The 7,956-nt window shown below is 71.6% G+C and carries 6 protein-coding genes; 1 reads left to right on the top strand and 5 read right to left on the bottom strand.

Translation table 11 applies throughout. The annotated features are described in order from the left end of the window. Positions 1-132: 132 nt before the first annotated feature. From ABH940_RS31360 to ABH940_RS31370, 3 genes are all read right to left on the bottom strand, one after another. On the bottom strand, positions 133-1,650 hold the full coding sequence (locus ABH940_RS31360) for a cellulose binding domain-containing protein (RefSeq protein WP_370067873.1): 1,518 nt from the start codon (positions 1,648-1,650) through the stop codon (positions 133-135). Positions 1,651-1,979: 329 nt separating this feature from the next. Next, positions 1,980-3,362 carry a sensor histidine kinase gene (locus tag ABH940_RS31365; RefSeq protein WP_370067875.1) on the bottom strand — a complete coding sequence of 461 codons (1,383 nt, stop codon included), beginning with the start codon at positions 3,360-3,362 and terminating at the stop codon, positions 1,980-1,982. Beyond that, a complete protein-coding gene (locus ABH940_RS31370) occupies positions 3,359-4,096 on the bottom strand; it encodes a response regulator transcription factor (protein ID WP_370067877.1) in 738 nt (245 codons plus the stop codon). Before ABH940_RS31370 ends, ABH940_RS31365 begins: the two co-directional genes overlap by 4 nt. Positions 4,097-4,225: 129 nt before the next feature. Between ABH940_RS31370 and ABH940_RS31375 the strand changes: the two genes are divergently transcribed. After that, positions 4,226-4,765 (top strand): hypothetical protein, encoded by a 540-nt coding sequence (locus ABH940_RS31375; protein WP_370067879.1) that lies wholly within the window; start codon positions 4,226-4,228, stop codon positions 4,763-4,765. Positions 4,766-4,800: 35 nt separating this feature from the next. On the opposite strand, the gene ABH940_RS31380 is transcribed toward ABH940_RS31375, so the two are convergent. Together ABH940_RS31380 and ABH940_RS31385 are read right to left on the bottom strand one after the other, a co-directional pair. Continuing rightward, the gene (locus ABH940_RS31380) at positions 4,801-6,195 is read right to left on the bottom strand and encodes an FAD-binding oxidoreductase (RefSeq protein WP_370067881.1); all 1,395 of its coding nucleotides are present in this window, start codon (positions 6,193-6,195) and stop codon (positions 4,801-4,803) included. A gap of 30 nt (positions 6,196-6,225) precedes the next feature. After that, positions 6,226-7,680, bottom strand: a complete 1,455-nt coding sequence (locus tag ABH940_RS31385; protein WP_370106822.1) for a M1 family metallopeptidase — start codon at positions 7,678-7,680, stop codon at positions 6,226-6,228. Positions 7,681-7,956: the final 276 nt, after the last annotated feature.

Raw genomic sequence — 7,956 nt, forward strand, 5'->3', positions numbered from 1 at the left:
CCCTGCGTGACAGTAGCCCATGAACACGCTGCGGGTACGACAGCGGCGGCGCCGGTCAGGTTTCCCCGACCGGCGCCGCCGCTCCGCCTGCCCGCCCACGGCCCGTGTACGACCGGCCCAGCGGGGCGAGGCTCAGCCCGCGTACGTTCCGAACGCCTTGGTGAAGCCGAGCGGCGACTGCACGATGCTGCTGCAGGTCGGCGAGGCGTAGCTCTGCGCGCCGCCGGAACACTCCGCGTCACGGGCCGCGGACCACATCGACAGCCAGCCGAGGTGCTCGGTGGCGGCGAACTTGGCCAGCTGCGTGGCGTCGGCGGTCGTGAAGACCTCGTCGCTGGTGTCGTTCACGCCGATCATCGGAGTGACCGCGACGTGCTGCCAGGCGGTCGCGTCGCTCCAGCCGAAGATCGACTTCAGCTGCGCCTCGGTCGCGGTGGCGGCGTCGATCGCGTACTGGCCCATCTTGCCGCTGGGGCTCGGGGCGGCGTAGTCGCCGTAGTCCATCGCCATGACGTTCACGGCCGAGACGTCGACCCCGGCGGTCTTGGCGTTGGTCAGCAGGTCCGTCCCGGACTGGACCAGTCCGGAGGGCAGCACCGGCAGGGTGAAGGAGACGTCGAGCGTCTTGCCCTTGGCCTTGGCGTTCGCCTGGAGCTGGGCGATGGCCTGGTCGCGGAGCGCGATACCGGCGGTGTCGCTCGCCGCCGCGCCTTCGACGTCGAAGTCGATCTTCGTCAGACCGTAGGCGTCGATCACCTTCTGGTACGCGGCGGTCAGCGCGCCGACGCTGCTGCAGGAGTCCGCCAGCTCGGTGCCGTTGGCCCCACCGAAGGAGACCCGCACGTCACCGCCCATCGCGCGGAGCGCGGCTATCTGCCCCGGCACGCCGTCGTTGGTCAGCGCGGTGACGCCGCCCCACATCGGCGTGCAGCTGCCGCCGTCGACGATGAACGCCAGGTTGAAGTTCTTCACCCCGGTCGCCTTGGCCGTGGCGACCATGTCGTAGGCCGGGTAGAGCGACGTGTCGATGTACGGCGAGAAGCCCGCCCCGGACGCGGACCCGGTGCTGGACGGCGTCGGCGTCGGGGTACCGCTGGCAGTAGCGCTTGCGCTGGGACTGGCGGTCGGGGACGGCGTGGAGCTGGGCTTCGAGGACGACTGACTCGGCGCGGGGGTGGGCTTGCCGGTGGTCGGCTGCCCGGACGGCGTCGGCGCGGAGCCGGTGGAGCAGTCGGCGCCGTTGATGGTGCAGTTGGTGGGCGCGCCCGAGCCGTTGACGACGAATCCGACGACGGCGTGCTGGTTGGACGCGAGGGTGCTGTCCCAGCTGTCGGGCTTGACGGTGACGTGGCCGCCGCTCGCGGTGTAGGTCGCGTTCCACAGCGAGCTGATGCTCGCGCCTGCGGGCAGGTCGAAGGTCAGCGACCAGTTGCTGATGGTGCTGCCGGTCGGGTTGCTGACGTCGTACTGGGCGCTGTAGCCGCTGCCCCAGTTGCTGGTCGTCGAGTAGACCGCACCGACGGTGGCCGCGTTGGCCCCCGAGGCCAGCGCGACCGCGCCTCCGGCCATCAGCGCGACGCCTACGGCGGACGCCCCGAGGACCGCGCTGCGGCGCGGACGACGACGGGATCGGCGGGCGTGGTTCGTCATGCGGGAGTACCTCCACGGTGCGCTCGGATTACCGACCGCGCGGCGCCCCTCCGGGGCAGAGCCGAAGGAACCCCCCAGGTCACCACCGCCGCGCGATCCAACGTCCGCGACGCTAGCCCCTTCCCGAGGACGGTTCGGGGTGTCTGAGGCGGCGGTAGTACGGGCTTAGGGCCCGCTTAAGGAAGTCACCGTTCCGCCAGTTATTCGGGCAGGCGAGGTGGTTGCACCAGCCAGGGGCGCGGGGCTCTGCTCGATCAACTGCGCGCGCGAGACACCACCCTGTGCGGATGACCCTGCGCGTTCGGCCTGCCGGCTGCGTGGGTGGCTCGTCAGGTCCTGCGCGCGCGGATGCGCCTGCTCTGGCGCGGGGGCGGGACCGTGCCGCGCCGCAGCAGGCGGACCCGCACCTCCGCACCGCCGAGCACGCTGCGGCCGAGTGCCACGTCACCGCCCGTGCTCTCCGCGACCCGCCGAACGATGTCGAGGCCCAGGCCGGTCGAGCCGTCGCGTTCCGCGCCGCCGCCGCGACGCATCGCTGCGGCGGGATCGGGGATGCCGGGGCCCGCGTCGGAGACGAGGATGATGACGCCGTCGCCGGTGCCGTGCACGTCCACCGCGAAGGCCGTGCCCTCCGGCGTGTGCCGGAAGACGTTGCCCAGCATCACGTCCAACGCCGCGCCCAACTCCGAGGCCGCGACCGGGACCTGGACCCTTCCCTCCGCACCCGCGAGCTGCCAGTCGCGGGCCTCGTCCTCCGCCAGCGCGGACCAGAACGCGACCCGTTCCCGGATCACCTCAGCGGCGTCGCAAGAAACGCCACTCTTCCCGACCGCCGGAACTCCGCCACCACCGCGACCCCCGCGGCCCCGCACCGCGCGGATGATCTGGTCGACCTCGCGTTCCAACTGCTCGACCGCGGCGCGCGTCTGGTCGGCCGGGTCGCCCTCGCCGAGGGACGCCGCGTTGAGCCGCAGCACCGTCAGCGGGGTGCGCAGCCGGTGCGACAGGTCCGCCGCCAACTCCCTTTCCGCAGCCATCAGGTGCACCACACGGTCGGCCATCGCGTTGAACGCCTCGGCCGCCTCGCGAAGTTCGGGCGGGCTGTCGTCGACCTGCGGGACCCGGACGGCGAGATCGCCCGTGCCCAGCGCCCGGGCCGCACCCGCCAGGCGTCGCGCGGAGCCGACGATCCGCATGCCGAGCCGGTCCGCGACCGCGACCGAGATCGCGACCAGCACCACCGCGACACCGCTGAGTACCAGCCACGCCGACGTCACGCCCCGGGTCAACTCCGCGTCCGGGATGAAGACCTCGATCACCGCGACCTTGCCGTCGCTCACCGCGACCGGCTCCAGATACGCGTAGCCGCCGTCGACACCCGTCGTGCCGCTGCGTCCGTCGGCCGCCGCCGCGTCGATCGCGCTCTCGCTCGCCCGTTCCCTGCCCACGAGGGTGAAGCCCGAGCCGGCTCGCGGCAGGTGGATCGCGATCAGTCCGGCCGCTCCGTCCTGCGTGCTGGCCAGGGCGCGTTGCAGCGCGTTCTCGTCCGTGGTGATGGCCAGCGCCGGGCCCACGGTCGCCGCCTGCCGCTCGGCCGCGGTGAAGGCGCGCTCGCGTGCGGTCTCACGGACCATCAGGCCGAGCGGGATCAGGAAGGCCAGCGCCACCATCGTGGTGACCGCGACGCAGACCTTGAACAGCGCCCATCTCATCGCGCGTCCGCCGCGCCGCCCGTACTGCCGGTACCGCCCGTGGTGTCCGGAGCGTCGACCGGCACGTCCAGGCGAACCCCGACGCCGCGCACGGTGTGGAGGTAGCGCGGGCGCGACGCCGTCTCCCCCAGCTTGCGGCGCAGCCAGGACAGGTGGACGTCGATGGTCTGGTCGGTCCCGTAGGGCTGGCGCCAGACCTCGGCGAGCAGCTCGCGCCGGGGGACGACCACGCCGACCCGGCCCGCCAGGTAGGCGAGCAGATCGAACTCGCGCCGGGTCAGGTCGAGCTCCCGGCCGTCGAGGACGGCCTCGCGTCGTTGCAGGTCGATACGGAGGCCGCCCGCCTGGAGGATCTTCCCGCCGCCGCCCGACGAGCCCGCGCGACGCAGCACGGCGGCCATCCGCGCGGTCAGGTGTTCCGCGGAGAAGGGCTTGACCAGGTAGTCGTCCGCGCCGTCGTTGAGCAGGCGGATGATCTCGGTCTCCTCGTCGCGCGCGGTGGAGATGATGACCGGGGTGTCGGTCAGGCCGCGGATCATCTTCAGTGCTTCGCCGCCGTCCAGGTCCGGCAGGCCGAGGTCGAGGATCACCAGGTCGCAGCCGACCTGGGCGACCTCGCGCAGCGCCTCCAACGCGGTGCCGACACTGCGAACGGCGTGACCGGCGTCGGAGAGGTGACGAATCAGGGCGGACCGAACAAATGGATCGTCCTCGACCACGAGCACTGTTGCCATGGCCGTGACGCTACGCCATGGGAGGTCCAGACCTGTACCCCCGAACCCGTACCCCCGGATACCCCCGCATACCTCCGGCCCCGCACCTCGGATGCCTCGGAGCCACGTCCGGCGCGGCATACTGACCCGGTGCGAAGAGAGCTGGTACAGGCAGGCGCCTGGGCAGTCGCCACCGGGGCAGCGGTGAGCGTCTCCTGGTTGGGCGTCCACAGCGTGCTGGCCGACGACGGTTACCAGCAGCCGTCGGCCCTGCCGCTCTCCGTCACGGGCTCCGGTTCCAGGACACCCGCGCCGCTGCCCACCTCCCCCGGAACGGCGGGGCACTCCCCCGCGTCGACGCCGAGTGCCCGGCGCTCCTCCCCACCCTCCGCCACGCCGTCGGGCCGCGGGCACTCCTCACCCCCGCCTTCGCCGGAGCCGACCACCACCGCCTCGGGGCAGGTGACGAGCTACACCCCGAACGGCGGCCGGATCGTGGTCGCGATGGGCACGACCTCCGCCAGCCTCGTCTCGGCGACGCCCGACAGCGGCTGGTCGATGCACGTCTACACCGGCGACCAGTGGCTCCGGGTGGACTTCGTCAGCAGCACCGTCGACTCGATCTTCTACGTCACCTGGAACGGCACCGCTCCGATGGTGCAGACCTGGCAGTCCCCCGCCCCGAGCTGACCTACCGAGCGCTTCATGATCGGCATCCGTCCTGCTCAGAACAGCTTGCCCGGGTTCATGATCCCCAACGGGTCGAAGACCCCCTTGAGCTGACGCTGCACCTCCAGGCCGACCGGGCCCAACTCCCGGGCCAGCCACTCCTTCTTGAGCAGGCCCACGCCGTGCTCGCCGGTGATCGTGCCGCCCAGGCTCAGACCCAGAGCCATGATCGCGTCGAAGGATCCGCGCGCCCGCGCCGTCTCCGCCTCGTCCTTCGCGTCGAAGACGACCACCGGATGGGTGTTGCCGTCGCCCGCGTGCGCGCAGACGCCGATCGTCAGGTCGAACTCGCGCCCGATCCGGTCCACGCCCTCCAGCATCTCGCCGAGGCGGGAGCGCGGCACCGCCACGTCGTCGATCATCGTCGTCCCGAGCCGGTCCAGCGCTGGCAGCGCCAACCGGCGTGCCTCCAGCAGCAGTTCGGACTCACCGCTGTCCACCGCCGGGACCACCTCGGTCGCGCCCGCCTCCCGGCACAGCTCGCCGACCGCCGCCAGGTCGGAGGCCGGGTCCAGGCTGTCGAAGCCGACCAGCAGCAGCGCGGCCGTCGAGTCCGGCAGGCCCATCTGCGCCATCGCGTTGACCGCGCGGACCGTCGTGGTGTCCATCAGCTCCATCAGCGACGGTGTGTGTCCGGCGGCCATCACCGCGCACACCGCCCGGCACGCCTCGTTCGTCGAGGCGAACTCCGCCGCCAGCACCAGCTGCGGCGGAGGCGCGGGCCGGAGCGCCAGCACCGCGCCGACCACCACGCCCAACGTGCCCTCCGCACCGACGAAGAGACGCGTCAGGTCGTACCCGGCGACGCCCTTGGCGGTGCGGCGACCGGTCCGCAGCAGCCGACCGTCCGCCAGCACCACGTCCAGGCCCAGCACGTACTCGGCCGTCACGCCGTACTTGACGCAGCAGAGGCCGCCCGCGCCGGTGCCGATGTTGCCGCCGACCGTGCACGACTCCCAGCTGGACGGGTCCGGTGGATAGCTGAGCCCGTGCCGGGCCGCCGCCCGCGACAGCTCGGCGTTGACCACGCCCGGCTCGACCACGGCGATCCGGTTGACCGGATCGAGCTCCAGGATCCGGTCCATCTTCACCAGCGACAGCGCGACGCAGCCCGCGACCGCGTTCGCTCCGCCCGACAACCCCGTCCGCGCACCCTGCGGCACGACGGGAACGTGCAGCTCGGACGCGGTCCGCATGACGTGCTGGACCTGCTCGACCGTCTCCGGGAACACCACGCACGCGGGCGGGGCGGACTCGCAGAAGCCCGCCATGTCCGTCCGGTAGGACGCCGTGACGTCCGGGTCCTCCACGACGGCGGCCTCGGGGAGACCCTTCCGCAGTCGGTCGATCAGATCTGTCACGCCCAGATCTGTCGTGCGCAGATCAGTCATGCGGCATGCGCCCCCAATCAGCTCTCCACGTCACATCTTCGCCGGTTTGCCCGACGCGTACAGCCATGTCGCGAAGAGAGAATCAAGGTTCTTGCCGGAGACGGACGCGCTGAGCGCCTCGAAGTCGGCGGTGGTTCCGTGGCCGTGGCGGTGTGCGGAGGTCCACCGCTTCAGGATCGTGAAGAACGCCGTGTCCCCGACCGCCTCCCGCAGCTCCTCCAGCGTCATCGCGCCCCGGGCGTAGCTGGGCTCGCCGAAGAGGTGCCGCAGGTCGCCCGGATTGCCGGCCGGGTAGGCCCAGAGCGGGTCGTTGGCCGGCAGCGCGTAGAGCGCGGCGAGGCGCGCCTTGGTGGACTTGCCGCCGTGGTCGGCGTCCCAGAGCCACTCGGTGTAGGTGGCGAACCCCTCGTTGAGCCAGATGTCCTTCCACTGGGTCAGCGTGACCGAGTCGCCGAACCACTGGTGCGCCGTCTCGTGGACCAGGGTGTCGATGTCCGGCGCCTCGTCGTAGACCGGACGGGTCTGCGACTCCAGCGCGTAGCCGATCTTGCTGTCGTGCGCGACGATCGCCCCGGCCGCGTCGAACGGGTACGGCCCGAACCGGGATGCCTCCCAGGAGATCACCTCGGGCAGCTTGTCGAGCACCGGGAAGGCGTCGTCGGCCTCCGCCGGGTCGACCGCGACGTAGACGGGCAGCTTCGAGTCGGTCCAGTACTGGTCCACGTCGAACCGCCCGACACTGGCTGTGGCCAGGTACGCGGCCATCGGCGCGGACTCGTGCCAGGCGAAGGTGCTTTTGCCGTTCGTCGTGCGCTGGGTGCGCAGCACCCCGTTGGAGACGGCCGTGTACCCCGCCGGGACGGTGACGGTGACGTCGTAGGTCGACTTGTCGATCGGATGCGAGTTGCAGGGGAACCAGGTCATCGCCCCCTGCGGCTCCCCCGCGACGAACGCGCCGTGATCCCCCGGCTCGGCGATCCACCCGTCGAGGGAACCGTCGGCGTCAGTGATCGGCGTCGGCTTGCCGCCGTAGTTCACCTCGATGGTGAAGTCCCCGCCCTTGGCGACGGTGCGCCCGAGGGTGACCTCCAGCTTCTGCCCGTCCCTGCTCCAGCTCACCGGCTGGCCGTCGACGACCACCCGGTGCACGTCCAGCCCGAGCAGATCCAGACCGAAGGCCCCGAGGTCCTGCGTGGCGGTCGCGGAGAGGACGGCGTCGCCGTCGAGGTGCTGGGCCTTGGGTGTGTACGCGAGCGACAGTGCGTAGTGGCGCACATGCAGCCCGCCGGTGCCGGCAAGCGGCAGATACGGATCCCCTGCGCCGACGAATGCGGCGGACGCAGCCGGCACGGCAGGCGCGGTAGGCGCGGCAGGCCCGGTAGGCGCAGGCACGGTGGGCGCGGGCGCGGTCGGCGCGGCTGCGGCACCGAGCAGCCCACCGCAGGCGAGGATGGCAGCGGTAGCGAGAAGAAGACGGTTCGTCACCTGACTAACCGTAATTTCGACGGACCGTCAGCTACCTGGGGAGATAGCCCAAAAGGTGACTCAGATCACAAAGCGATGCCATGCACCTCTAGGGGCGCGGGGAACTGCGCGAGCAACCTCCCTGTGAGGATGGCCCTGCTCGTTCAGCGACTCACCACACTGGGTGGCTTGTCGCGCAGTTCCCCGCGCCCCTAGATGGTGCAACCACCTGCGGGAGCGCATGCTCGGCTTGTCGCGCCCACGGGGCGGAGCCGCACATCAGCAGAGCCCCGCGCC

Origin of the sequence: Streptacidiphilus sp. BW17 (genome assembly GCF_041262485.1) — a bacterium.
Taxonomy (GTDB): Bacteria; Actinomycetota; Actinomycetes; order Streptomycetales; family Streptomycetaceae; genus Streptacidiphilus.